The organism is Mesorhizobium sp. P2_A12, assembly GCF_056405075.1.
Genome location: NZ_JBFUCU010000097.1, coordinates 1 through 470, shown reverse-complemented (window position 1 = coordinate 470; position 470 = coordinate 1). Strand labels below are relative to the sequence as shown.

The window sequence follows — 470 nt, the reverse complement described above, 5'->3', positions numbered from 1 at the left end:
TTGCATCGATCGCGAATTTGTCGGCGTCGTCCCCACCGACGATGGAATAGGCAAGCGTCGCCCCGGCATCGGGGTCGCTAGCCGTCACCGTCGTCACCGTCGAGGTGTTCTCCGAAACCGAACGCGAGGCGGAGCTGCCACCGCCATCCGAACCGATCGAGGGCGCCTCGTTCTGGTTGCTTACGGTGACTGCGATCGTCTGTGTGTCGGTCCCGCCTAGGCCATCGGAAACCCCGACCTGGACGTCATAGATATTATTCGCCCCGAGATCAGTCGGCGTTTCAAAGTCGGGCGCCGTGACAAATGAAAGAACGCCGCTGGTTGCATCGATCGCGAATTTGTCGGCGTCGTCCCCACCGACGATGGAATAGGCAAGCGTCGCCCCGGCATCGGGGTCGCTAGCCGTCACCGTCGTCACCGTCGAGGTGTTCTCCGAAACCGAACGCGAGGCGGAGCTGCCACCGCCATCC

Annotated in this window: 1 protein-coding gene; it reads right to left on the bottom strand. The window is 62.8% G+C overall.

Annotation, left to right across the window (positions count from 1 at the left end):
* Positions 1-470 (bottom strand): cadherin repeat domain-containing protein (locus AC1DZU_RS35670; protein WP_477292159.1); only part of this gene is annotated, 470 nt, incomplete at both ends.